The organism is Paraburkholderia sp. BR10937, from assembly GCF_040965695.1.
In the GTDB taxonomy this organism is placed as follows: Bacteria; Pseudomonadota; Gammaproteobacteria; order Burkholderiales; family Burkholderiaceae; genus Paraburkholderia.
Map to the genome: position 1 here is coordinate 41,402 of NZ_JBFRCL010000049.1, position 24,143 is coordinate 65,544.

General features: G+C 58.8%; 23 protein-coding genes and 1 pseudogene. 15 read left to right on the plus strand and 9 right to left on the minus strand.

Annotated elements, in window-relative coordinates; all coding sequences use genetic code 11:
• Positions 1 to 48 precede the first annotated feature (48 nt).
• Positions 49 to 816, plus strand: a complete 768-nt coding sequence (locus AB4Y44_RS31400; protein WP_342920173.1) for a response regulator — start codon at positions 49 to 51, stop codon at positions 814 to 816.
• Between the two features lie 15 nt (positions 817 to 831).
• Here the strand turns inward: AB4Y44_RS31400 and AB4Y44_RS31405 are convergent, their stop codons facing one another.
• Together AB4Y44_RS31405 and AB4Y44_RS31410 are read right to left on the minus strand one after the other, a co-directional pair.
• Positions 832 to 1,206, minus strand: a complete 375-nt coding sequence (locus AB4Y44_RS31405; protein ID WP_342920174.1) for a response regulator — start codon at positions 1,204 to 1,206, stop codon at positions 832 to 834.
• Positions 1,207 to 1,262: 56 nt separating this feature from the next.
• Entirely contained in the window at positions 1,263 to 2,279 is a 1,017-nt protein-coding gene (locus AB4Y44_RS31410; RefSeq protein WP_342920175.1) for a LysR family transcriptional regulator, read from the minus strand.
• A 237-nt stretch (positions 2,280 to 2,516) separates the two neighbouring features.
• Here AB4Y44_RS31410 and AB4Y44_RS31415 point away from each other — a divergent pair, with 237 nt between their 5' ends.
• The gene (locus tag AB4Y44_RS31415; protein WP_368701745.1) at positions 2,517 to 5,015 is read left to right on the plus strand and encodes an ATP-binding protein; all 2,499 of its coding nucleotides are present in this window, start codon (positions 2,517 to 2,519) and stop codon (positions 5,013 to 5,015) included.
• Between the two features lie 34 nt (positions 5,016 to 5,049).
• Here AB4Y44_RS31415 and AB4Y44_RS31420 read toward each other — a convergent pair whose 3' ends face one another.
• A complete protein-coding gene (locus AB4Y44_RS31420) occupies positions 5,050 to 6,237 on the minus strand; it encodes a porin (protein ID WP_342920177.1) in 1,188 nt (395 codons plus the stop codon).
• 304 nt (positions 6,238 to 6,541) lie between these two features.
• Here AB4Y44_RS31420 and tatA (AB4Y44_RS31425) point away from each other — a divergent pair, with 304 nt between their 5' ends.
• Positions 6,542 to 6,772 (plus strand): Sec-independent protein translocase subunit TatA, encoded by a 231-nt coding sequence (gene tatA, locus AB4Y44_RS31425; RefSeq protein WP_342920178.1) that lies wholly within the window; start codon positions 6,542 to 6,544, stop codon positions 6,770 to 6,772.
• Positions 6,773 to 6,950: 178 nt separating this feature from the next.
• Here the strand turns inward: tatA (AB4Y44_RS31425) and alsS are convergent, their stop codons facing one another.
• Together alsS and budA are read right to left on the minus strand one after the other, a co-directional pair.
• Positions 6,951 to 8,636 carry an acetolactate synthase AlsS gene (gene alsS / locus AB4Y44_RS31430; protein WP_368701746.1) on the minus strand — a complete coding sequence of 562 codons (1,686 nt, stop codon included), beginning with the start codon at positions 8,634 to 8,636 and terminating at the stop codon, positions 6,951 to 6,953.
• 55 nt (positions 8,637 to 8,691) lie between these two features.
• Positions 8,692 to 9,474: an acetolactate decarboxylase gene (gene budA, locus AB4Y44_RS31435; protein ID WP_342920180.1), complete on the minus strand. Its 783-nt coding sequence runs from the start codon at positions 9,472 to 9,474 to the stop codon at positions 8,692 to 8,694.
• 99 nt (positions 9,475 to 9,573) lie between these two features.
• Between budA and AB4Y44_RS31440 the strand changes: the two genes are divergently transcribed.
• From AB4Y44_RS31440 to AB4Y44_RS31475, 8 genes are all read left to right on the plus strand, one after another.
• Positions 9,574 to 10,566, plus strand: a complete 993-nt coding sequence (locus AB4Y44_RS31440) for a LysR family transcriptional regulator (RefSeq protein WP_342920181.1) — start codon at positions 9,574 to 9,576, stop codon at positions 10,564 to 10,566.
• A gap of 261 nt (positions 10,567 to 10,827) precedes the next feature.
• Positions 10,828 to 11,376: a Sec-independent protein translocase protein TatB gene (tatB, locus tag AB4Y44_RS31445; protein WP_342920182.1), complete on the plus strand. Its 549-nt coding sequence runs from the start codon at positions 10,828 to 10,830 to the stop codon at positions 11,374 to 11,376.
• Positions 11,373 to 12,170 carry a twin-arginine translocase subunit TatC gene (gene tatC, locus AB4Y44_RS31450; RefSeq protein ID WP_368701747.1) on the plus strand — a complete coding sequence of 266 codons (798 nt, stop codon included), beginning with the start codon at positions 11,373 to 11,375 and terminating at the stop codon, positions 12,168 to 12,170. The genes tatB and tatC overlap by 4 nt, the downstream gene beginning before the upstream one ends.
• Before the next feature lie 307 nt (positions 12,171 to 12,477).
• Complete coding sequence (locus AB4Y44_RS31455) at positions 12,478 to 13,914, plus strand: cytochrome ubiquinol oxidase subunit I (protein ID WP_368701748.1); 1,437 nt, start codon at positions 12,478 to 12,480, stop codon at positions 13,912 to 13,914.
• A gap of 16 nt (positions 13,915 to 13,930) precedes the next feature.
• The gene (cydB, locus tag AB4Y44_RS31460) at positions 13,931 to 14,920 is read left to right on the plus strand and encodes a cytochrome d ubiquinol oxidase subunit II (protein WP_342920185.1); all 990 of its coding nucleotides are present in this window, start codon (positions 13,931 to 13,933) and stop codon (positions 14,918 to 14,920) included.
• Positions 14,921 to 14,950: 30 nt separating this feature from the next.
• Positions 14,951 to 15,694 (plus strand): (Fe-S)-binding protein, encoded by a 744-nt coding sequence (locus AB4Y44_RS31465; protein ID WP_342920186.1) that lies wholly within the window; start codon positions 14,951 to 14,953, stop codon positions 15,692 to 15,694.
• Positions 15,691 to 17,064, plus strand: coding sequence for a lactate utilization protein B (locus AB4Y44_RS31470; protein WP_342920187.1), 1,374 nt, complete (start codon positions 15,691 to 15,693; stop codon positions 17,062 to 17,064). Before AB4Y44_RS31465 ends, AB4Y44_RS31470 begins: the two co-directional genes overlap by 4 nt.
• Positions 17,061 to 17,660, plus strand: a complete 600-nt coding sequence (locus AB4Y44_RS31475) for an LUD domain-containing protein (protein WP_342920188.1) — start codon at positions 17,061 to 17,063, stop codon at positions 17,658 to 17,660. Before AB4Y44_RS31470 ends, AB4Y44_RS31475 begins: the two co-directional genes overlap by 4 nt.
• Positions 17,661 to 17,963: 303 nt before the next feature.
• Here AB4Y44_RS31475 and AB4Y44_RS31480 read toward each other — a convergent pair whose 3' ends face one another.
• Complete coding sequence (locus AB4Y44_RS31480; RefSeq protein ID WP_342920189.1) at positions 17,964 to 18,248, minus strand: DUF4148 domain-containing protein; 285 nt, start codon at positions 18,246 to 18,248, stop codon at positions 17,964 to 17,966.
• A 501-nt stretch (positions 18,249 to 18,749) separates the two neighbouring features.
• On the opposite strand from AB4Y44_RS31480, the gene fumC reads away from it, so the two are divergent.
• From fumC to AB4Y44_RS31500, 4 genes are all read left to right on the plus strand, one after another.
• Complete coding sequence (gene fumC / locus AB4Y44_RS31485; RefSeq protein WP_342920212.1) at positions 18,750 to 20,150, plus strand: class II fumarate hydratase; 1,401 nt, start codon at positions 18,750 to 18,752, stop codon at positions 20,148 to 20,150.
• 105 nt (positions 20,151 to 20,255) lie between these two features.
• Complete coding sequence (gene tatA / locus AB4Y44_RS31490; protein WP_342920190.1) at positions 20,256 to 20,486, plus strand: Sec-independent protein translocase subunit TatA; 231 nt, start codon at positions 20,256 to 20,258, stop codon at positions 20,484 to 20,486.
• Positions 20,487 to 20,530: 44 nt separating this feature from the next.
• Entirely contained in the window at positions 20,531 to 21,013 is a 483-nt protein-coding gene (locus AB4Y44_RS31495) for a RidA family protein (protein ID WP_342920191.1), read from the plus strand.
• 14 nt (positions 21,014 to 21,027) lie between these two features.
• A complete protein-coding gene (locus AB4Y44_RS31500) occupies positions 21,028 to 22,080 on the plus strand; it encodes an alpha/beta hydrolase (protein ID WP_342920192.1) in 1,053 nt (350 codons plus the stop codon).
• A gap of 453 nt (positions 22,081 to 22,533) precedes the next feature.
• Here the strand turns inward: AB4Y44_RS31500 and AB4Y44_RS31505 are convergent, their stop codons facing one another.
• The 3 genes and pseudogenes from AB4Y44_RS31505 to AB4Y44_RS31515 all read right to left on the minus strand — a co-directional run.
• Positions 22,534 to 22,674, minus strand: a complete 141-nt coding sequence (locus tag AB4Y44_RS31505; protein ID WP_342920193.1) for a hypothetical protein — start codon at positions 22,672 to 22,674, stop codon at positions 22,534 to 22,536.
• A 168-nt stretch (positions 22,675 to 22,842) separates the two neighbouring features.
• Complete coding sequence (locus tag AB4Y44_RS31510) at positions 22,843 to 23,487, minus strand: DUF1275 family protein (protein WP_342920194.1); 645 nt, start codon at positions 23,485 to 23,487, stop codon at positions 22,843 to 22,845.
• A 106-nt stretch (positions 23,488 to 23,593) separates the two neighbouring features.
• Positions 23,594 to 23,917: pseudogene (locus AB4Y44_RS31515) on the minus strand (PDDEXK nuclease domain-containing protein); the annotation flags it as partial.
• Positions 23,918 to 24,143 lie beyond the last annotated feature (226 nt).

The following is a 24,143-nucleotide window of genomic DNA, read 5'->3' on the forward strand; positions in this document are numbered from 1 at the left end:
TGCCTTTCGGCGGATAATGACCATCCACTTCAACTCGGCATTGCTGCTATGAGCGACGTCAATCCTCCTCACGTTCTCGTGGTTGATGACGACCCGGCTATCTGCGAACTGATTTCCGGGTACATGAGTGACAACGACTTGCGTGTCACCGTTGCCGGCAACGGGACGGAAATGACGGCAGCACTCAGCGAGTTTGCAATTGATCTGATCATTCTCGATTTGCGGATGCCTGGTGAGGACGGCATGCAGATCGCCCGCCGCATCCGCGAACAGTCGTCGCTTCCCATCATCGTCGTTTCAGGGCGGCTCGATGAGGCCGATCGCGTGATGGCGCTCGAGTTGGGCGCGGACGATTACATGACCAAGCCATTCAGCTCACGCGAACTTCTCGCCCGCATAAGAGCGCTACTTCGGCGCTCCGCTGCGGTTATCGTCGCGACGGGCCGGCAATCGGATGCGCGTGCGTACCGTTTCGACGGCTGGGAACTCAATCTCGGTTCGCGCAGGCTCACTTCGCCGGCAGGTGAACGTGTGTCGCTCACCAACGGAGAGTTTTCCCTGCTTAATTCATTTCTCGCGTCGCCGGGACGCATACTCACGCGCGAGCAGTTGCTCGAGTCGAGCCGTCTCTATGATGATGTGTATGACCGGTCGATTGACGTACAGATCTTGCGATTGAGGCGCAAGATCGAAGCGGATCCATCGAATCCTCGTTACATCAAGACTGAACGCGGGGCTGGATATGTATTTTCAGTGTCTGTAGAAAAACTCGGAACCGCAGCGACGTGGGGCGACGACGCAAAGCAGACGGGCTAGTTGCCCGCTGGCTTTTCACATGCCTTTAGTCAGATCGCGAACGATTTCAAGCAACTGATCCACGCGGAACGGCTTTGGCAACGTTCGTTCGACACCGAGTTCGGCCGCCAGGCCACCGGACGCCTGGATACTCGCGGGGAAGTACCCCGAAGTCGCGACAAATGCCGACGAAGGGAACAGTTCGCGCAGCTTTTTAATAGTGTTCCCTCGCGTCGCCTTCGGAGAGTTGATTGCTACGACAACGGCGTCGACTTTTACTCCCTCGAGAGAGCGAGCGGTTTGTATGGTGCAGGCTCTCACCCGGTAGCCCCCATCCCTGAGTGACATCGAAATGAGTTCGCACATCGACGGATCGTCCTCGACGATCAAAATGTCCCGTTGGTGCGTCATTGTTTAAGCTCCCCGACAAAACTTGCGGACTTCAGGCTGCTGCGCCTGCGCGGTGCTCAGTGAGTGAGCACTGCACCTAACGTCAGATGATTACCACCCTTGTCGAGGAAAGGCGGCTTGACAATGGTTTGCCCGGACACAGCAGTTCGCAGGGCATTTACCTGCGCATGATTGCGCTCGAGTGCTTGTGGTACGCAGGTACGCAACAAATCGTGCCACGTTCGCGTTCTTGCATCGACGAAATGGCGTGAAGGATGGACCGCACAGATTTCCCTCGATCCGACGGTATAGTCGGGCAAAACACGTACCAACGAACCATCGCTCAGCCCGGCCAACGCAGCATGAACGGGTAGTGCCCCAATACCCATGCCTTGGCGGATCGTCGCCGCAAGGGCTTCTGCATTGTCCAGTTGAAGGGCGCTCTCAAAGACCCGTTGTTCCTTCCCTCGCGGCCCGTCAAATTGCCATTCTCGACGCCGTACCGTGGGCGTACTCAGTGCCAGACATTCATGGGACGACAGGTCGGCAGGTTCTGTTGGCGCGCCGTGAGTCGATAGGTAAGCGGGTGAAGCACACAGGACGTCGAACGTCGAGCCGAGCCGAATCAGAACGGCGTCGGAATCCGGCATCGACGAGACCGCGAGGATTGACGAATCACAGGAGCCATCCAGCAGATCCGGGATGTCTTGCGAGAGTCGGACCTCGATCTTGACGTCTGGATAGCGCCGTCGATACTCCGAGATGACGGGAATGATGTAATGCTGGCCAAAGCTGGCGAAGCTGTGGATGCGCAGGATCCCTGATGGCGAGACGCGTGAGTGCGTCATGTCTTCTTCTGCCTTGGCGACGTCCGCCAGGATCCGCCTGCACCGGTCGAGATATTCGACGCCGGCGCTCGTCAGCGCGATGCGACGCGTTGTCCGGTTCAGCAAGCGGGTGCGAAGGTGTGTCTCGAGTTCATTGATGGCGCGTGAAGCCGATCCAGCACTGATGTCGAGCGACTCGGCCGCCGCGGTGAAGCTTCCAGCCTCGACAACGCGGACAAAAACGTTCATGTTCTGCAGGGTGTTCATGATCAGCCTCATTGCCGGTTGGATTGCGTGCCTCCAGATCGGTGGCTGCGTCTCGCAACGCCCCGATTGCACAATTGAAAGTCTCATGGCGGCCAATTACCGGCGCGTTTCGTTCGACATCTGCCTTTATTTCAATTGCAATCTGGGTTCATGCGCCTATCGGCCGAAGGCCTGTTCGAGGACGATGCGCCTTTCTTGCGAAGGGGTGCGTTCTGTGTTAAAGAGGGTGCACTTTAAGTGTTCAATCGACACCCGGTCTTTCCCATGCGAGCCGGTTTTCTTGTGATCCTCCGGAGCTGGCGAACGATAGCCTGGCCCCATTCGGAACGCGCCGTTGCGATAGGCGCCAGCCTGGTCGTGTTGTTGCTTTGCCTGACGTCGGGATGGGACCAGTGGAGAGCGCGGCATCTCACGCTGGCCGACAATAATCGCGAACTTGCAAGCCTCGCGAGCGCGATTGCCGAACATACCGCCAGGTCGATGCAGGCGGCTCAACTCATACTGCGTCGCACGGCAATCGACCAGGATGTGACGCGTGCGCGCGCCGCGCCTCAACAGGCCGCGGACTTTCTGCGCATACAGATCAATGGCGCGCCGCAGTTACGCGAACTCAGCATTGCTGATGCAGACGGGCAACTTGTAGCGACCTCCGAGCGAAGCAACTATTCCCATGTGAGTGTCGCGGCACGGTCCTACTTCCAGCGCCTATTGCATGCAAGCGGGGACGCGATAGCGATTGGTGAGCCGATAATCAGCCTGCTGGACCATAGACTGGCCCTGCCGATGGCCTTGCGCCTGCATGACGCAAACGACCGTTTCACCGGGGTCGTCGTCGCTTCAGTCGAACCGGGCTACTTCCGGAATTTCTACGAGCGGATCGACTTGACACCTGGCACGCGCATCCGCCTTCTAGGTAACGACGGCGAGGCGATAACCAGCTATGAGCGGGCGCCTGGCATTGTCGGAAGCGACTTGCGCTCGGTTGTTCATGCCGTCGAGGGCTATCCGTTGTCAATCGAGGTATCGAGGTCGAACAATATGATCCTCGCCGCCTGGCACGCAACGATGTTTAATGTGCTGACGCGGTCGGTACTCATCTCCCTGTTCATTGGGCTGCTCGCAAGGTTTCTTATCAAGCAGTTGCGTCGGGTTCGACAGATGAATGAACAGTTGCGCTCGAGCGAACATCGCTTGCGCACCGTTTTCGAGCACGCACCCATTGGGGTCATCGTATTGCGAGGGCAGCGCTACGTAGCTGCCAATCCCGCGTTCCAGCAAATGGTCGGATACTCGGAAGCGGAACTGATGAAAAAGCGGGTCGCCGACATCACGTATCCCGACGACGAGTATCTGACGGAACTTCACACGAACAAGCTCGTCTTTGAAGGCGTCAGGAGCGTGCGGTTCCAGAAGCGCTATGTCCACCGCGACGGACACATCGTCTGGACCGACATACGTTCTGCGCGCATCTTTCCGTGGCGGCGCGCCGAGCGCGAGAGCGCCGGTGACGAAGATTACATGATGGCGACCGTCGAAGACATCACGCAGCGGCTCGACGACGAGCAACAGCGTCAGCGGCTCGAGAAGCAGTTGAGGCAGTCGCAGAAGCTGGAGGCACTCGGTACGTTTGCCGGCGGGGTCGCCCATGACTTCAACAATATTCTCGGGGCTATTCTCGGGTTTGGTGAACGGGCATTGTCCCAGCTTGGCGAGGGTACATCCGAGCGTCGCAGTGTCGAGCAGGTGCTGAAGGCGGGGGAAAGGGCGCGACTGCTCGTTGAGCGCATCCTCACCTTCAGCCGCAGCGGATCGACCGCACGTGTGCCTGTCGACGTGCGATCGGTGGTGGGCGAGGTGATCGGGCTTTTGAAGGTGACGTTGCCGGAATGCATCACGCTCGAGGTGCAACTCGAGGACAAGAATCTGTTCGTGCTCGGAGATCCAACGCACCTGCATCAGGTCGTCATGAATCTTTGCAGCAATGCGGTGCACGCCATGCCAGAGGGTGGGGGACTCGGTGTCAGCCTGAAGCGTTTGCATCTGGACAGCCCGCATACGCTCTCGCACGGCACCGCGAGCGACGGAGATTACGTACAACTCGCGGTTGTCGACAGCGGGGTGGGCATCCCCGCGGACGTGCTCGAGCGGATGTTCAATCCATTTTTCACGACGCGCAAGGCGGGCGAGGGTACGGGTCTGGGGCTGTCTCTGGTGGACGGCATCGTTCGCGAATATGGCGGCGCAATAGACGTCGAGAGCGCGGTCGGCAGCGGTACGCACTTCCTCGTCTATTTGCCGTTGACCGACGCGACCCCGCCTGTCGCGTCGCCGGCCGGCGGGGCGCTCCCCCGGGGTTCTGGGCAGGTCGTGATGTTGGTCGACGATGAGGAGACGCTGGTCACGCTGGGCGAAGAGGTGCTGGCCGAGCTGGGCTACGAGCCCGTCGGGTTTCAATCGGCCGCTGAGGCATGGCAAGCATTCCAGCAGGATCCCGAACGTTTTGACGTCGTCGTGTCTGACCAGACCATGCCGGATATGACGGGTGTCGAACTGGTCCAACGGATCCGCACGCTTCGCCCCGATCTGCCCGTCATACTGTGCAGCGGTTTCAGCACAGTGGCATTGGAGGAAGCGGCCCGGAAGGCAGGCGTGCCCGGCGTGCTGCATAAGCCGCTTTCCCAGGCGGAATTGGCCGCGGCGCTCGAGCGCGCCTTTCATCCCACGTCTGCGCATTGATGATGGCCGTCGCGGTGCGTTCCTCGGCGCGCAGTTAGAATCGATGCTGAATGCCAACGGAGACGACGGCCTGATTATTACCGGTAGACGGAGACAGATTGAAGATGCCCGCATCGAATACGGGATTCCCGTTGCCGCCGCTCACCCGTTGATAGGTGCCTTCGAGAAAGACCTCAGTGCGCGGACTCAGCCGATAGTCGGCCTGCGCCATGACCTGATTCCAATGGGGCCTCGAAGTGGCGCCCGTCAACGGTTCGAACGAAGCCATGGTATAGACGTATGATGCGCCAAGGCTGAACATGGGCAGTACGAAGTACCGCCCGTTGACTTCGAAGTTATCGAACTTGATCCCATGACCGTGCAGCGCTCCGGTGGTCGTGCTGCCACCCTGCAGGATCCCCGTGACATCTTCGGTCGATGAGTGTGACCAGACAAACCCGGCGGTCGATTTGCCAATCGCATACTGCACGCCCGCGCCGTAGATTTGCAGGCGCCCGCCCGTCGTCAATGCGTCGCCGTCGTTGGTACTGACTGCCCCGGTGGCATTCGCCTCTGAGGGCGTGGCACTGCGATTCACCTGAAGAAACGCTCCGGAGACGGTGACCGGGCCACCCGCATAACGCAGCCCGAAACTGTATGCCCTGTTGTTGCCGAACCCGCCGGCTTCATTTGAAAAAGCGTACATTCCGCCAGCCTGCAAGCCATTAAATGCCACGCTGCTGAACTTCGCCGCATTGTTCAGGCGCATGTTGTTGTTGAGGTTATCGTTGTCATAGGGATGTTGCGCGAGGTTAGCGGCAAAACCTGAACCTGTAGCGCTGAGAGGCGCGACGAAGTCGACCATGAAGTCGTATTGGCGGCCGAAGGTTACACCCCCGTATGTCTCGGAGGTCAGGCCAACCCACGCCTGGCGCCCAAACAGATCGCCGCCATTCTTGAATGCTCCATTGGTCGAGTCGAAGCCGCTCTCCAGCCGGAAGACGGCACTCAGACCATTGCCAAGCGGCTCATTGCCATGCACGCCCCAGCGCGAAGTATTGATGATGCCCGTGATTTGCGACCAGCTGGAACCGCCTATCGAGGGCACTGCGGGCTTGGTGCGCGCATTGCTGATATAGCCAATACCCGTATCGATCAGCCCGTATAGCGTGACGCTGCTTTGCGCGTGTGCGGCACTCGCGACGAGCGCGGTTGTGAGAGCAGCCAGATTCCTCGTTTTCATTCGACGAACTCCTCGTTCTTCTTGTCATGAAGACCCGGATGACAGTCCCCGAATGATGAAGCTGAAAACAGGTCGTCAGTCGCGGTAGTTTTCACGGCTGGCCGGCGAATTTCCCGCAATTCGTGTGATGAGTCGGGAATCCGCGCTGTCGAATGTTTCAATCGTAGTCACGACGCTGTCGCCCTGCAACAGCCGAGTAACGGCCCGTTGATGAAATCCTGCCATCGCCTGAATGGTCGCGAAGCGACGCAACGTTCCGAGGCGTGACCACTGCAATTTCGGTATGTCTCAAGGAGAGTTTGTCATGGGTTCACTCAGCATCTGGCATTGGCTTATCGTGCTGGCCATCGTTTCACTTGTTTTCGGCACAGGCAAGCTGCGTAATCTCGGTAGTGACCTTGGTTTTGTCGTCAAAGGCTTAAAGGATGGCGTGAAGGAGGCGGGATCACTTCACGATTCCATGCTGAACAACGATCTGCATGATATGGTCGTCAGCGCGAAAGATATGGTGCGCAATGTGGATGAAGCACATTAAGAAGAACCACTCTGGTTGAACAATCTGTTTCGAAACCAGGCTCAAATGCGAGGCCGGTTGCATATTCGATGAGCGCAGGCGCGAGCCTGCGTTTTTTATTGCTCATCGAGTCGACGAGCGCGGGTAAAGAGTGGCCGTCGCGGGATGCAGCGACGGCCGTGGCTTGCTTGTGGGTGCATCAGATGAGGAAATCGCTTCTCAGCGGCGCCATGAGCTTGGGGTTGTCCGAGTAATCCACGGGGATGGCGACCACCGCCGGACCTTCCACGGCCAACGCCGCGCGCAGCGTGTCGCGCAATGTATCCGCTGATTTGACTGCGAAGCCGGCTGCGCCGAACGACTCAGCATAGGCCTTGAAGTCGATAGGGCCGAATTCAACCCCCGAGCGGCGCTTGAACTTTTGCACCTCCTGGATTGCGACCATGTTGTACATATTGTCGACCCAGATGACATGAACGATATTGCTCTTGAGGCGAACGGCCGTTTCGAGTTCCATGCTCGATTGCATGAAGCTGCCGTCCCCCGAGACCGAAATCACCTTTTCGCCTGGCCGCACAAGCGATGCAGCGATTGCCCACGGCAGCGCTACACCCATAGTCTGCTGGCCATTGGAAATGAGCAACTGGCGCGCACGGAAGCTGTACAGATAACGCGCGATCCAGATATGGAAGCTCCCCATATCGACACACATCGTGGTTTTGGAGTCGACGACGTCCTGCAATTCCTTCACGATGCGCAGCGGATGAACCGGCGAGCCGCCGAGCGAAGCTGCCTTGTTCGCCAGTTCGAGGCGTGCGGTCGTGAGCGTCGACAGGATCGCGCTGAGTTCGCGCGAGGGTTGCCGTGTCGGAACGTCGGCACTGAGCAGGTCCATGGTCTTCGCGATGTCGCCGACGAGTTCGACGGCAGGACGATAGTGACGATCGGCGTCGGATGGCACCGCGTCCACATGGATCAGAGGACGACGCACGTCCTTGTTCCACAGGGCGGAGTCATATTCAACGGGGCTGTAACCCGCGGTGATGATGACATCGGCCTGATCCAGCAGCACATCGCCGGGCTGGTTGTTCCAAAGGCCGACGCGCCCCGCGAAGCGTCCGAGGTTTGCTGCATCGACCGTTCCGGCCGCCTGGTAGGTGCCAACCACCGGGATGCCCGTCTTTTCGACGAAACGCCGTACGGCCTCGGCATTCTCGGGGCGGCTTGCGAGCAGGCCGACCAGCAGGACCGGATTGCGTGCCTTGACAAGCAGCTTCGCTGCGGCCGCGATCGCCTCTGTTGCCGCGGCGCCCGATAAAACGGACGTGAGATCAACGAGCGGTTCGCCCGTTGCAGGAAGACTCGCGATATCGGCGGGCAGACTGACGAATGCTGCGCCTGGCCGCGTATGTTCTGCCGCACGAAAGGCGTTGCTCATCACTTCGGAAATCGATGACGAGGTCACGACTTCAGCGGAGTATTTCGTGATCGGCCTGAAGAGTGAGACGGTATCCATCCCCTGGTGAACCTGCTTATGCTGGTCGTCGAGCTTGACAGCCCCCCCTATAGCGACCATCGCATCGCCCTCCGAGTTTGCCGTTGCGAGGCCTGTGGTCAGATTCGAGCATCCCGGACCGGAAGTGGCGATAGCAACCCCAGCCTTTCCGGTTAGACGGCCGACTGCAGCCGCCATGAACGCCGCGTTGGCTTCGTGTCTGACGACTACCGTTTCGATCGGCGAGTCCTCGAGCGAGTCGAAGACGCGATCGATCTTGGCTCCCGGAATGCCAAACACGTGTTTGACGCCCTGAGCTTCCAGGTTTCGGACAACCAGGTCCGCACCGCTCGTCCACGTCGTTTCGACGTCGTATGCATTCTTCAACATTCTCCGCTCCAACAAATCCATATTCATAAAAGTGGTACTGCTAATCGAATCGGGTTCAACCTTCCGCTGCTTCAATTGCTCGCCCTAGTTCTTCCGAGTGCAATGTCGCCCTTTGGAAGTGGTCGGTGCAAGGAAGGTCGATCCGAAGCCGTGAGATCTTTGCGACTTCTATGGTTCCGCGAGTCAGGCGATAGTCGAGTACGTGGCCGCCGCCCGTGCGATCGCCGGTGATGAAGTGCACATGGAAGCCAGCGACATTGATTCCCTGTACGTAGTCGGGGCACCGGAACCCGATGAGCGTGCCCGAGGTCTCCTTGAAGGTGAAGACGGGTTGACGCTCGATTGCCTCCAGCATCGGCCGGTAAGGCATCGTCTGCCGCGGCACGGTGCGCGTTTCGACGCGCTCGAATTTCCCGTCGATGCGAAAGGCACAAAATAGATTCGGTGAACCGATCAATTCATCGAGGATTTCCTGAACTTCGAATTTATCGTGGGCACTACCGAATTCACCGAACATCGTAGGGCGAAAATTCGTGACGACGGCAAAAGGTGTCTTCTGGTCCATGCGCGCGAGCCGCGCACTGCCGTCCTCGCGAAGCTGATGCACTTCCTTGTCGAACGCCACCAATTCTCCGTCGAGTTCGTCGAATGTCCCGAGGCCGAAATCGCCATGTTGCAGTAACTGCCCGATGGTCTTGTCGCCGTCGTACACACCGTCAATCAGCGCGCTCATTAGAGATGTCTGATAGATCTCGCTTTCATCGTGACGGTTGCTTGCAAGGCGCGAGAAGGATTTCGCTATGTCGCGTACGCACGAACATGTGGCAGCGTCTTTCATAACCCGGTTTCCTGAAAATGTGTTGCGATGAAAGCAGTATGTTTCCCGGGTGCGCTGGCGTCTAATATTGAAAGCAATCCACTTTGATATGAGTTCGATATGGAGTTTCGCCACCTTAAGTACTTTGTCACTGTCGCCGAAGAGCGGCACTTCACACGAGCGGCAGAGCGGCTCGGCATGGCGCAGCCGCCCATCAGCCAGCAGGTTCAAAAACTGGAGCACGAAGTCGGTACGCCGCTTTTCAGGCGCTTGACGCGCGGCGTCGAGTTGACGGATGCGGGCCGCGTGCTTTATGAGGATGCGCGGAAGATTCTCGATCTGGTCGAGCAGGCTCGATGCCGTGTGAAAAGCGCCGCGCGCGGACTGACGGGAAGCATTCGAGTCGGCCTCGCAAGTTCGGTTACGTTTCATCCCGTCATTCCAGAGGTCGTACGGGCATATCGGGAATCGCACCCGCAGGTGACGATTTCGCCTTCGGAAAGCAACATCTCGGCCCTGGTCGACGATCTGATCCAGGAGCGAATCGATGTCGCGATCATTCGTCAGACATCACCGGTCTCGGAGCGAGTCAAGATCGCGCCGCTGCTCGATGAAAGAATGCTGCTCGTCCTGCCACCCACGCACAGGCTCGCTGACTCGGCGCGCATCGGCCTCGCGGACGTGGCGCAAGAGCGTCTGATTCTCTTTCCTCGTTCGATTGCCCCTGTCCTCTACGACGACGTGATCTCGGCGTGCCAGTGTGCGGGCTTCAGCCCGCAACTCGGACAGGAGTCGACGCAGGTGGCGTCCGCTGTCAGCATGGTCGCAGCGGGCTTCGGCGTGACTGTCGTGCCGCATTCGATTCAACAGCTACACCACTCCGGTGTGACATACCACGAGATTGAGGGGACACAGCCGACCGCTCAGATTGTTGTGGCGTACCGATCTGGCGAATCCTCCAAAGTGGTGCGTGATTTCGTCCACACCGCGCAGCTTGAGGCGAGAAGGTACAAGGCCGGCGAAGTAAGCAATCGAGCCGCAGGGTCCAACGCAACTGACGTTCGAGTGCGTGCGATCGCTTCGTCCAGCACAGGTTCGTTACATCTGCAATGAACGCCTGCCAACCCTGAAAGCCTCGGGTAACGGCACGTTGGTCAAATTCGAAGGACGCAGTGGCCCGCATCCGCGCCATGAGACACCGTGTGGCGTTGTGCTGGCTGATCGTCCTCGGATTTCACACGGCATTCGCACTGATGCCGGCGATGTAATCGATGCATTCTCGAGCGGGACGAAAAAAGGTGACTCGCCGCTATTCCGATTGGCGACGATGTGTGCGAGTGGATACGGTGTGCAGATGACGTGAGGATCAACTCTATGCTGGACCTGGGAATTACCAAGATGGCCCTGATCGGCGTGGTCGCGCTGGTTGTGCTGGGCCCGGAACGGCTGCCGCGCGTCGCGCGCACAGCGGGCGCGCTTTGGAGCCGCGCGCATCGCTATGTCAATGAAGTCAGGACGGAAGTGACGCGCGAGCTCGAACTCGAGGAATTGCGCCGCATGAAAACTGGCTTTGCATCGGCGGCACTCGAGATCGAAGATTCGCTCCACGCGGCTGTGCTTGGCGATCAAACCGAGCCGGAAGTGGCGAAGGAGCGTGCTGTGCCTCTTTCGCCTGTCGTGGCAGCCACCGCACCAGTGTCGGACGGCAAACGAAACTGGCGCTCGAAGCGCACCGCAATGCAAATGAAGGCGGCACGAGGCGCGGGAAGCCGCTTGCCGGGCGCACGGCGAGTCATGCGGCCCGCGCTTACAGCCGTGCGCGAGCCAAGACACTATTCCGCATTCAATCCGCATGTACCGGTATTGCCGGGTACTTCAAATTCCCGACGCGAGTCTTACGCTACGCAAACGAGGGCAGCATGAGCACATTTGATACGCGTACGGATCGCGATAGTGGTGAGGCAAGCGAAGGCGACCAGACATTCGTCTCGCACCTGGCGGAACTGCGTGACAGGATCATCCGCGCGGGAGCCTCGGTGATCGTCGCTTTCATCGCACTGGTCTACTGGTCGCCCGACATCTTCCGGCTCCTTGCCCGACCCCTGATGGAGAATCTGCCGAGCGGCGGCAAAATGATCGTGACCGATGTGACGGGCTCGTTCTTCGTACCGATGAAGGTGACGATGGCTGTCGCATTCGCCGTTGCATTGCCCGTCGTGCTCTATCAGGTCTGGGCTTTTGTAGCGCCCGGACTCTATCGGAACGAGAAGCGGCTCGTTGTGCCCCTCGTCGGGAGCAGCTATCTGCTGTTCCTCTGCGGTATGGCGTTTGCCTACTTCGTTGTCTTCCCCGCCATCTTCCGTGTGATGGCGCACTACAACGCGCCTCTCGGCGCGGAAATGACAACCGACATCGAAAATTACCTTGGCTTCGTGCTGACGATGTTCATCGCGTTCGGCGTAACGTTTGAAGTGCCGATCATTGTCGTGTTGCTTGTACGGATGGGTGCGCTGACTGTCGAAAAACTCCGGAAGATCCGCCCATATATTGCGGTGTGTGCGTTCGTCGTTGCTGCGGTCGTCACGCCACCCGACGTCTTTTCTCAACTGATGCTCGCGTTGCCGCTGATCGTGCTTTACGAGGCCGGCATCCTCGCTGCGTGGCTCTTCGTGCGCAACGACGCTAGCGCAAGCGACGACGGACCTCCGGCAAGCTGACGCCAGGCTGGTGGCATATCAAAGCGTGAATGCTCCGAAAGATGCGGAGCATTCACGCTTTTCTTTTGTATGCACATAATGGGGTGACACCTCGCATTGGTGAATTCTGTATCGACCTACTACAGGCGATGGCGTCTGGCACGCGCTCGCGCATCAAGAGCAGAAATTCCGGGGAGTGGCGAAGAGCGCGACTTCCCTCGCCACGTGCGAAGCATTACGGATGAAATGGAATGCAGCACTGCCTGAAATCGGATGGAAGCTCCGGCGACGAATACTGTCGCAACACTTAAAGACGAAGGAGCTTCCGATGGGCATGTCCGCACTGTTTCTATCCCGCCTACAGTTCGCAGCGACCATCTCTTTTCACATCATCTTTCCGGCCTTCACCATCGGCCTTGCTGCGTGGCTTGCCGTACTGGAGGCCATGTCGCTGGCTACGCGCAATCCTGTGTACAGGCGCGTGTTCGACTTCTGGCTGAAGATCTTTGCCGTTGCGTTCGGCATGGGCGTGGTCTCGGGTATGGTGATGGCTTTCCAGTTGGGCACCAACTGGAGCGAACTGTCGCGCGCGAGCGGTCCTATCCAGGGGCCTCTTCTCAGTTACGAGGCATTTACCGCTTTCGCCCTCGAGGCTGCGTTCTTCGGCGTCGTGTTGTTTGGCCGCAGCCGGGTGCGCGAGTGGTTCTATCTAGTCTCGTGCATTCTCGTCGCCGTCGGCACGACGCTCTCTGCGTTCTGGATTCTCGTCAACAACTCGTGGATGCAGCATCCCGTTGGATACACGATCCAGAACGGTGCTTTCGTGCCAACGGACTGGCCGGCGATCATTTTTAATAGCGTCGTCTGGGTCCGGTTCCCGCACATGCTTCTCGCAGCCTACCTGACCACTGCATTTTGCGTCGCCGCTGTCGGTGCGCGGCTTTTGCTGAAGGGGCGTGACCGGGCCGAGGCAACCGTGATGTTTCGCATGGCACTCGGTCTCGCCGCCGTGCTGGTGCCTCTTCAAATCTTTTTCGGGCACTTGACTGGCGACTACGTGCACGACTATCAGCCCGTGAAGTTTGCTGCCATCGAAGGTCGCTGGGCTGACGAGCAACCTGCCGCCGAAGTGATCCTTGCGGTTCCTGACGCGCATGCCGAACGCAACCGCTATGAATTGAAGGTGCCGGTGCTCGGTAGTCTCGTCGCTTCCGCCACGCTCGATTCCAAAGAAGTCGGCCTCAAGGATTTCGCGCGCGCTGACCGCCCGCCCGTGCTGATTCCCTTCTTCGCGTTCCGCGTGATGGTCGGCTGTGGCGTGGTCATGCTTCTGCTGGCCTGGATCGGCACGTATTGCGCATACCGACGAAAGCTAAGTGAGCGGCGTTGGCTGCTTTGGCCGGTGGCGTGGAGTTTCCCGCTCGGTTTCGTCGCGGTCCTGACGGGTTGGTTTACCGCCGAAGTCGGGCGACAGCCGTGGACTGTTTGGGGCGTGATGCGTACGGCAGATGCGCTGACGCCAGGACTGTCGGCGCACTTTGCCGCCTCGACACTGGCGCTCTATGTCGCTGTCTACGGATTCATCTTCTGCTTCGGCGTCTACTACATCGTGAAGATCGTAAATCGCGGAGTGATGACCGGCAAAGTCGTCGCGTTCTGGAATGGCAACGCGATCGCCCAGACATTCGAGCCGAATGCGCGTTTCGAAGCACAGCGACGGGCCGCCGAGGCCACGATTGCTGGGCGCAAGGCAACGTCACGTTGATCACGGGGAGAAAGAGATGCTTGACTGGTTTTGGCTCGCGGAATTCGCTTTTACGCTCGCAGTCTATGTGGTGCTCGACGGGTTTGACCTCGGTGTCGGCATCCTGAGCGGAATTGCCGGCAGTGCGCCGGCGCGAGAGGAGATGTTGGCTTCCATTTCGCCCGTTTGGGACGGCAATGGTACGTGGCTCGTCATCGCGGGGACGATCCTTTGGGGCGCATTTCCCCCTGTCTATTCGATCGTGTTGCCGGCGCTCTATATTCCGCTTGCGGCAATGCTGTTCGGTTTGATCATGCGCGGTGTGTCAATCGAATTCAGTCACAAGGCAAAGCGCTCGCGCTGGGTCTGGGATGGACTCCTGTTTGTCGGCTCGTTTGTCGCCGCGTTCATGCAGGGCGTGGCGGTAGGGACGTACGCGCAGGGCTTGCCCGTCTCGGCACTTCGCTACGTGGGCAACGGCTTCGAGTGGTGCGGCGCTTTCCCGTTGTGGTGCGGCATGGCCGTCGTACTAGGCTACGCCGTGCTGGGCGCTGGCTGGCTCGTCCTGAAGGGCGAGGGCCGTTTGCAACAGTTCGGCAGAACTGCCGTCAGCCGACTCGTGCCTTTCGCCATGCTCTTCGTCGCATCGATATTCGTGACGACGCTCGTCACGCACCGTGAGATCGAAGCGCGTTGGCTTGCCCATCCTGTGCTTTTCCTGCTTCCTCTGCTCAGCTTGCTGGCGTTTGCCGGCAGTTCCCGCGTGGCACGAGCCGGATCGGCGCGCCATCCCTACGCGCTCGCCGCCGCGGCCTGCGTGCTGCTGTTGCTGACGCTCGCGGTTTCGCTGTTGCCGTATGTCGTGCCGTTCGATCTCACGATATTCGAAGCCGCGGCGCCGGCCGCTACACAGAAGTTCATGTTCTGGGGGGCAGGGTTATTCGTCCTGCCGCTCATCGTTGCCTACACGTACATCGCCTACTCGGTATTCCGGGGGAAGGTGAGCCGCGAGCACGGTTACCACTGATTCACACAATCCATTACCGAGGATCCGAGTATGAAAGTAGCGTTGTTTGTCCCATGTTTCATCGATGCGTTCTTTCCCGAGGTTGGGGTTGCTACGCTTGAGTTGCTTGAACGGCTCGGCTGCACTGTCGATTACCCGCTCGATCAGACGTGTTGCGGGCAACCGCTGGGCAATAGCGGATGCGAGAGGGAGGCTGGCGCGACAGAGGAACTTTTCATCCGGAACTTTGCAGGCTACGACTACATCGTGGCTCCCAGCGGAAGCTGCGTACACCATGTTCGCGATCACATGAGCGCTTCGGCTCAAACGCCTGACGCTCAGGCGGTGAGGAAAAACTGCTATGAACTCGTGGAGTTTCTGCACGACGTGCTCAAGGTCGAAGAACTGCCGTGGGCCGAGTTCCCGCACAAGGTCGGTCTGCACAACAGCTGCGGGACGCTGCGTTCATTGCGCACCGCGAAGATGTCCGAAATCGAAGAACCGTTTTTCTCCAAGCCGCTTGCGCTGTTGAAGAAGGTAAAAGGCATTGAGTTCATCACGCCAGACCGTCCTGACGAATGTTGTGGCTTTGGGGGGACGTTCTGCGTATCGGAGGAGCCGGTCTCTGCAAGGATGGGCATCGACAAGGTACGGGACCACAAACGCAACGGCGCGGAATATATCGTTTCGGCGGACTCTTCCTGTCTCATGCATCAGAAAGGGTGTTCCGACCGGCTTGAGCTGGGCATGAAGTTTATCCACATCGCACAAATTCTGAATGGAGCACGGGCATGAAGCGAGTAGACCATGTCGGTTATTCGAAGCAGTTCATAGCTGATGAAAAGCACATCGAATTCCACGACAAGCGCCTTTGGGAACTCAGGACCTCACGCGATCGCGAGGTGCATGGCATAGCAGAATGGGAGGAGCTTCGGGAACTGGCATCCGCAATCAAGGAACATACGCTCACGAATCTGGCCGGATATCTGGAAGAGTTCGAGCGTAATGCGACGGCCAACGGTGTGATCGTTCACTGGGCGAAAGACGCGGAGGAACACAATCGGATCGTGTTCGATATTCTCAGCAAGAAAAACGCGAAGCTGCTGGTGAAGAGCAAGTCGATGCTCACCGAGGAGTGCGAGATGCGTCCGTATCTCGAGGACCGCGGCATTACCGTCGTGGAGACCGATCTCGGCGAACAGATCCAGCAACTCGATGACCAGATGCCCTCGCATGTCGTCGTGCCAGCGGTTCACAAGCTCGCTACAGACGTGGCGAAGATATTCTCCGAAAAGCTCGGGACCGATCCAGACGAAAACGACATCCCGGCGCTAGCCGAGGCGCAGCGTCAGGCGACCCGTCCGCTGATCCTGAACGCCGACGCGGGCATGACGGGTTGTAACTTCGCCGTGGCCGAGACAGGCGGCATTACCGTATGTACGAACGAAGGCAACGCGGACCTGAGTTCGAACGTGCCGCCGCTTCATATTGCCTCCATCGGCATCGAAAAGCTGATTCCGAAACTCGAGCACCTGGGTGTCTTCATTCGGATGCTGTCGCGCAACGCGTTGGGCTCACCGATTACGCAATACACGTCGCATTTTCGCGCTCCACGCAAAGGTGGCGAAATGCACTTCGTCCTCGTGGACAACGGCCGTTCCGAGCGCCTGGCAATGGATGACTTCTGGTATTCGCTCAAGTGCATCCGCTGCGGGGCGTGCATGAATACATGTCCCGTTTACCGACGCAGCAGCGGTCTGAGCTACGGTGGCGTGTATTCGGGCCCGATCGGCGCGATCATTAATCCAACTTTCGACCTGCACAAGTACAGTTCGCTTCCCTTCGCATCGACCATGAACGGCAGTTGTACCAACGTATGTCCGGTCAAGATCAACATTCACGAGCAAATCTACAAGTGGCGGCAGATCATTGCTGAAAAGCATGAGTTGCCGTTCGTGAAAAGGGAAGCGATGAAGGTTGCAGGCGAGGTGCTTTCTCGTCCGAAGGTATTTCGCATAGCGATCCAGTCGGCTGACAAGGCTGTTGCGACGCTGCCGCGCGCTGTGCTTTACAACCCGTTGAACGTGTGGGGGAAGCAGCGTGAAGTTCCGGCCGCACCGAAAGAAACGTTCCGTGACTGGTATCTGAAAAGGAGCAAGAAATGAGCAGTCGAGACTTGATTCTGTCGCACCTGCGTGAGGTCCAGCCCGCGTCCCGCGCGCTACCAGAGGTGCCGTTGTTCGATCAAAATCTTCCACCTGCCATTGAAGCGTTCAAGAACTCGCTTGCACGTTTGGGCGGCACCTGGTGCGAGCCACCGCATGACGGCGATGTCGACAACTTCATTCGCGGGCGCTTTCCCGATGCACTGGTGGTGTGCTCGGCCGTTCCAGAAGTGAAAGGGACTCGCCGCATCGAGGAAGTCGCGAGACCGCACGATCTGCAAGACGTCGATGTAGGTGTAGTGCGACCTGCTTTTGCAGTGGCCGAAACAGGCTCTATCTGGTTGAGCGAGGTGGAATATCAGGTCAACGCACTTGGTTACCTGTCACAACATCTCGTCGTGTTGCTCGACCCGCAGGATATCGTCGGCAACCTTCACCATGCCTATCATCGAAGGGAGTTCTTCGACGCTCGCTACGCAGTTCTGATGAGCGGGCCGTCGGCAACGGCGGATATCGAAGGCGTGCTGATTCGCGGTGCGCAAGGTATCCGGTCTTTGACGGTGCTGCCGATGCCGAGATCGGGCTTCGCGCGCTAGGCTGCGCGCCGGTGCGAAGGGTCGCTCCGTGCGGTAGGTCCCTTCGCGATTGTCAGATTGAACGCTGAGCCTGCGAGTCCGCAATCTACCAACAAGAAAGAGCGTAAAGGCTATCAGGGCCCGTTCGAAGCCGTCAGACTGTTGGTGGCAGAGGTATAAGCAAAACTGGCTCACTATCGCATTCGCCTGCGATAGTGAGCCAGTTATTTAAACGAAAAAATAAATTGGATCGCCGGGCTGTTACACGAACATGCGGCCCGGCGATCGGGTGCGAGCGTACGAGGAATGGTTGTGCACCGCCTCTCATTCCGCTTTCGAGACCGCCGGTCGCCCCGCGTCCGACGAACCGCTCACGCCGCCGCCGACGCCTGTCGCAGCATTGCGCTGAGCCACCCTTGCTTCAGCAGCCTGAATGTCGGCTGGGTAAGTGGGATCTTCTCCCGTGGCGGGATTGTAGCCAGCGTTCTCGAGTTGAACGAGTTCTGCACGCACCTGCGCACGGGTGAGGGGCTGGCTCGCCTGGGCGAACACAGCCACGGGCGCCGCAAGGGCAGCGGCAACAACAACGGCTTGAATCAGGGACTTCATGACAACTACCTCCAGACTTTGCTTTGGTCCTGCTACGAACAGCCCTGTTCGTAAATCAGTGACTGCAGTGTAGTCACGGGAAAACGCGGGATTAAGGGGGTTGTCTGGAAAGCTATTTTTTAAATATGCGGGCAACCGTCGCGAGGTGCAGATGGGCGCCCTGTGGACTCCCTTCGTCGAACATTTCAATCGTAATCCCACCTGGCTGGCCTGCAACGGTCCAGTAACCGCGCATTGGTGAAATTCAGTCATCGCCTGCAGGTGAACAGATCCGACAAAAAATCACGTCGTCGTGTGAAGCCTGTGGCTACTGAGCGTCTTTGAGTTGGCGGTGGCCTGATGCCCGATGCCAACGAGAGTTTCCGCTTTTGTTCAATTGGTAAAGGAAAGTATATGAACCGCAGACAAATGATGCAGTCGACCCTTCTTGCATCGCTCGCCATGGCCGGCAGTACGGCATTCGCAGCTACCGCAGACTCCAGCGCCGAGTCGTCGGCGCCGGTGGGCTTCCGTCAGGAAACGGACAGCCTTGGCGCCGTCAACGTACAGGCCGACAAGCTGTGGGGCGCGCAGACGCAGCGCTCGCTGGAGCACTTCAGCATTGGCGGCGACCTGATGCCGCGCGAGATGATTACGACCTACGCGATCCTGAAGAAGGCCGCGGCCAACGTCAATTTTGCCGAGAAGCGTCTTGGGGAACAGCAGCACCGGCTGATCGTTCAGGTTTGCGACGAGATTCTCGCGGGCCAGCATCATGACATGTTCCCGCTGCACGTCTGGATGACGGGTAGCGGTACGCAGTTCAACATGAACGTCAACGAGGTGATTTCCAACCGCTGTTGTCAGCTCGCGGGCACGCCGCTTGGCAGCAAGGCGCCGGTGCATCCGAACGATCACGTGAACATGTCGCAATCGTCGAACGATTCGTTCCCCAGCGCGATGTATATGGCGGCGGCGATCAACGTCAAGCAGCGTCTCATGCCTGCAGTCGCAGCCTTGCGCGATTCGATCGGAGCGAAGTCCAAGGAATGGATGGACATTGTGAAAATCGGCCGCACGCACATGCAGGACGCGACGCCGATCACGCTGGGTCAGGAGTGGTCCGGCTACGAGGGCATGCTTACCGACAATCTGGACCGGCTCGACTATGCTCTAAACGGCGTCTATCGCCTTGCGCTCGGCGGTACGGCCGTCGGCACCGGCCTCAATACGACGCCGGATTTCGGGCGCGCTTCGGCGGCCGAGATTGCACGCTTGACGAAGCTTCCTTTCGTGACGGCGCCGAACAAGTTCACGGTGCAGGGTGCGCATGATGCGCTCGTCCACCTGTCGGGCACGATGCGTACGCTGGCCGTTTCACTGTTCAAGATCGCAAACGATATTCGCCTGATGTCGTGCGGACCACGTGCTGGATTCGCGGAGTTGATCATCCCCGCAAATGAACCCGGCTCGTCGATCATGCCGGGCAAGGTCAATCCCACGCAGGCAGAAGCACTGGCGATGGTCGCGGCACAGGTGATCGGCGACGACGTTGCAACGGGCATCGGCGGCGCGAGCGGCTATCTGGAAATGAACGTCTACAAGCCCCTGATCATTTTCGACATCACGCACTCGATTTCGATCATGAGCGACTCGTGCACGAATTTCCGTACCTTCCTTGTTGAGGGAACGAAGCCGAATCTGAAGAAGCTCAAGGAAGACGTCGACAACTCGCTGATGCTCGTTACCGCGCTTTCACCGGTGATCGGTTACGACAAGTCGTCGAAGATCGCGCACTACGCGTACGACAACGATCTCACGTTGAAACAGGCGGCGCTGAAACTCGGCTACGTTGGCGAGGCCGAGTTCGACAAGATCGTCGACCCGAAGAAGATGGTCAAGCCCTACGTGGCGCATCAGTAATCAGCAGGAATTTCAGTTCGTTCACACGGGGTGACGCCGCCAGGCGCGGACGTGCCCCGTATCTTGACCGCAATGATTGCGGCGCATATTCAAGGAGAGATTGTCATGGGTTCATTCAGCATCTGGCATTGGCTCGTCGTGCTGGTCATCGTTTCGCTCGTGTTCGGCACGGGCAAGCTGCGCAACATCGGCAGTGACCTCGGCGTTGCCATTAAAGGCTTCAAGGAAGGCGTGAAGAGCGGGGAATCGCTTCACGATTCAGTACTCGATAACGAGTTGAAGGAAGTGATCGAGAGCACGAAGGAAGCCGTGCGCGGTGTGGATCAGGCACGTTAATTCAGCGCTGCACCCGACTCAATTTCATCATCAACGAATTCAACATGAAACGACACGATATTTACGTAAAGCTTAAGGAATTCGGCATCGCATTGCCGAACGTAGGGGTACCCGCCGCCTCTTATGTGCTGTGCGCGCGAAGCGGCAATCTCGCCTACCTGTCCGGCCATCTCGCGAAGAAGGACGGCAAGGTGCTGGCAGGCAAACTCGGCGCGACATTGACGACGGAAGAAGGCCACGCGGCTGCGCGTTCGCTTGCGATCGATCTGCTCGCGACACTTCATCAATATCTCGGTGACCTGAATCGCGTCGAACGAATCGTCAAGTTGACGAGCCTCGTCAATTCGACTCCTGAATTCACCGAGCAGCACCTCGTGACGAATGGTGCATCTGACCTCCTCGCCACTGTGTTCGGCGAGAGCGGCAAGCACGCGCGCTCAGCGTTCGGCGTGGTGCAGATTCCGCTGGGTGCGTGCCTCGAAATTGAATTGATCGTCGAAGTCACTAGCGGTTCCGACCGCGCTTGATGGGGGGAGAGAAAATGTCTGAGGGAATCGATACACTGCGCCGCAGCTTTATCGGCAAGACGGCGCTCGCGCTTGCTGTCGCCCAGTTCGGGATGTTGGGCTCTGCGAGGGCGGAAAGCGGCTCGTTGAAGCCGCTGAAACTGGCCCCGGTGAAGCCTGGTGCACATACGTCTTTCACGTCCATCAAGCAGATCGACGCCGGGTTGCTGAACGTTGGCTACGCCGAGGCGGGTCCAGCCGACGGACCAGCGGTCATCCTGCTACACGGGTGGCCCTACGATATTCACAGTTTTGTGGATGTCGCGCCGCTGCTCGCTGCCCGCGGGTATCGCGTGATCGTTCCGTACCTGCGCGGCTATGGTTCGACGCGTTTCCTGTCGCAGGACACCATGCGCAACGCCCAGCCGACAGCCGTGGCCTCCGATATCGTCGCGCTGATGGACGCGCTCAATATCCAGCAAGCAATCCTCGCAGGCTTCGACTGGGGCGCACGCACAGCCGACGCCATCGCCGTGCTCTGGCCGGAACGCTGCAAGGGGCTCGTCTCGGTGAGTGGCTACCTGATCGGCAGCCAGAAGTCGGGTGAGATGCCGTTGCCGCCCGCAGCCGAACTGCAGTGGTGGTACCAGTTCTATTTCGCCACGGACCGCGGGAGCGAAGGCTATGAAAAATACACGCACGATTTTGCGAAGCTGATCTGGCGGCAAGCCTCGCCGAAGTGGGAATTCGACGACGCTACCTTTGCGCGCAGCGCAATCGCGCTGGACAATCCCGATCATGTCGCGATTACGGTGCACAACTACCGGTGGCGCCAAAACCTCGCGAAAGGTGAGGCGAAATACGATGTGCTCGAGCAGCGACTTGCCTCTGCGCCGGCGATCAGCGTGCCCACCATTACGATGGAAGGAGACGACAATGGCGCACCGCATCCGCCGCCCAGCGCCTACGCCGCCAAGTTCACCGGCAAGTACGAACACCGGACCATCAACGGCGGGATCGGCCATAACCTTCCTCAGGAAGCGCCACAGGCATTCGCGCAGGCCGTGATCGACGTTGACCGGATGTAGACGGCCACGCAGATCAGGGACGAGTGTGCCGCCGGTCTCGATGATTCTGTCGAGACCGGTTTTGTTAGGGCGCGGGATGGATTGTTGGCATAGCGGATGCTCGAGTTTTGGCAGTTACGCTGCAAGTCGGGCAATGTGAGGTAGCGATACAACTGCATTTGCCAGCAGGTGCCGAATGTATCTCGAGGCGGATGACTGTCCACGAGCGTGGCGACAGGCGCTTCACGGCCCCGCAACCGCCGTTCGAACCGCCAGCGCTTCGGCAGTTATCGGGGTGATCCGGCGACTCGGGCCGGTCCCTCACGAGCAACAGTTCCGCCTCTGTGGACGTTTGTCGATTGATGGCAAGACGATCGCTCGATGGCCCAGGCTTACTGCTTAAACCTTGCGTGACGCAGCGCCTCCTCTGCGGCCTCGTGGTCTTGAACCGATGTTCTGCCAGAAACACTGATGTCACCCCATGTACTGATTCCATTGGTGCGTGGCCATGTCGAATGACGCGGCAGTCCAAACCTTGTCGATGGCGACGTCAACCGTCAGGAACAGGGCGGTATCCGCTGCGCCATGGACGAGCGCCCACTCGCGAGTTTCCAAGTCAAGAACTTCTGGCCGGCCATACGATTACACCCGCAGCGAGTGCCGTGGGTAATGACCACGTCCAATCACCCATCATGGGAATCACGATCGCGGCAACGACGCATCCGAGCAGAAAGCCCAGGAGAAGCAGCAGCCATCTTTTCAGTCGACCACCGTCCACGCTCATCAGTGAGTGCCCGCTCGACAACACGTCCAGGATCGATAGGCCAGGACGCTATGGGGATGACTCGAAGGTGCCGCCGCCACGCAGATCGCAAATACCTTCGCAATCAGCAAAAACTGTACGAGTAGCAGCAGTCGCACGAGCGAGGGGGCGGTCCGGTCGGAGAGCCTTGCGACGAGCCAGACCAGCGCCAATGAGACAACAAAGACGGGGATTGCCGGAAGTTGTACTGCATGTATCGGGCCGCCGCGTACTGCAACTGCGCTTGCGATCACAAGATTACCGGTGACGTGCGCCGTAAAAATATTTCCCAGCATGAAGAATCCGGTGAGGTCGACCATGCCGGCGATGACGCTGAGGATCGGAGGAAGCCGTTCCTCTATGCTCAGCAACGTGGCGTCTACAGCCCTTACGAGAGCGCGGCGGAGCAGGGCGCCGATGCCCGCACTCACGAAGATCACCAGTGTGGCTGGCAGGTGTTGAATACCAAAGATGATCGCTAACGCGGTCGCGCCAGCGGCTGCCGCCAGCGCAAAGAGCCAGGTTGGCGCCGGCGCAGCCTTGGCGATTGCCGCGATTCGCACGCGCGCCTCCTCGGGGGAGATTCGGCTGGCCTCGATGTCCCCGACGTGGCCGCAACCGCGCACAGCACGTCCTGGACATCTCGGAATTGCGAGACGAACTGCTGCGGCTTTTCAGTCGCCAGCGCTAGCACCTGCTGGTGAAAGCGGCGTGGGCGTTGCCCGACGATGTTTACACAGTGTCGCCCGGCAGGTCGGGACGCAGTTCGGCCTCGATCTGATCGATGATCGGCAGGCCGGTCTCTAGCGAGGGTGGCACCTCGCGCATCAGCTGGTACTCAGCCACACCCATTGGCTTGGCCACACCACGCAGCGCATATTCCGCCACGAGCCGGTTCTTTTCCTTGCACAGAAGCAGGCCGATGGTCGGCTGATCCTCGGGCGTCTTAACTTGCGCATCGATTGCGGACAGGTAGAAGTTCAGCTGGCCCGCATATTCCGGCTTGAACGGTGTCGTTTTCAGTTCGACGACGACATAGCAACGCAGCTTGAGGTGGAAAGCTGGATCTCCAGCGGGCGGCAAGCTTACGATGAACTCGAAGCGGACATTTGAATCTGGCTAAAAGCGGACATTACAACTTAGCCGTTACAAGTAATGTCAAAGCCATTTTCAGATGTCGGGGTCCCGGCTAAATACAGATGTCGGGGTTGAGGTTGGTTCTGGGTGTGGTTGTTTTGTAGTCCTTTATATCTATCTGGAGGGGGTTTTTAGCACCGAGCCT